This is a genomic window from Xenorhabdus sp. Sc-CR9, assembly GCF_963897815.1.
Taxonomy (GTDB): Bacteria; Pseudomonadota; Gammaproteobacteria; order Enterobacterales; family Enterobacteriaceae; genus Xenorhabdus.
The window spans coordinates 1-884 of record NZ_CAWQTY010000085.1; the positions used below are offsets into that span (position 1 = coordinate 1).

General features: G+C 44.7%; 1 protein-coding gene. It reads right to left on the reverse strand.

Going from position 1 to position 884, the window contains the following annotated elements; translation table 11 throughout:
* Positions 1 to 31 precede the first annotated feature (31 nt).
* Positions 32 to 793 carry an IS5 family transposase gene (locus tag AACQ81_RS04040; RefSeq protein ID WP_237388495.1) on the reverse strand — a complete coding sequence of 254 codons (762 nt, stop codon included), beginning with the start codon at positions 791 to 793 and terminating at the stop codon, positions 32 to 34.
* Positions 794 to 884 lie beyond the last annotated feature (91 nt).

An 884-nucleotide genomic window follows, 5' to 3' on the forward strand; every position in this document is an offset into this window, starting at 1 on the left:
ATAGGGACTGTTGATGTTTTAAGGTCATAATTCAATCAACCCACATTGGCAACCAGACAATGATAAACGCCAGTGCCACCATGCTGGCATAATTCCGTTCAAGTTTATCGTATCTTGTTGCTATTGCACGGAAATGTTTAATTCTGGCAAACGCATTTTCTACCAAGTGACGATAACGGTATAAACATTTATCAATGCGTTGGTCTGCTTGTCGACTATTTTTACGATAAGGGATCACCGGAGTGGCTTCGCGTTGTTCAATAAATATTCTGAAACGCTGGCTATCATACCCTTTATCAGCGATAACCGCTTCGGATGGGGGAGACTCAGAGACAAGGCTTTCTGCGTGGACACTATCGTGAACTTGCCCACCCGAAAGCTCAAAATGAACAGGTAAACCTCCGCTGTCTACAGCTAAATGGATCTTGGTTGAAAGCCCGCCACAGCTTTTGCCAATGGCCTCATCGTCATCTGACGCGGCACCGGCACTATGCTGGTGAGCCCGGACGATAGTTCCATCAATAAACAGCCATTCCGTATCAGTAATTTTAGATAACCCTTTGAAAATAAGCTGTAAAACACCTTTCTTCGACCACGCATTAAAACGCTGAAAAACGCTATTCCAATTGCCGAATTCTGGCGGCAAATCCCGCCAGGGAATGCTCGTTCTCATCCGGTAAAGAATGCCTTCCAAGGTCAAACGGTGTTCAGGTTTGTCATAAATCCATCCGGTGTGTTGCATCAATGCAGATAGCTTATTCCAATGGAGATCTGTTAACATAGCTCGCGGCATGATGGTGAGGTCTGGTTGTTTTTTGGCGAAAGTAATTATACCAAATCATTATGCTGCCTAATAATCCCTCGCAAAACGTCAACACGCCCTA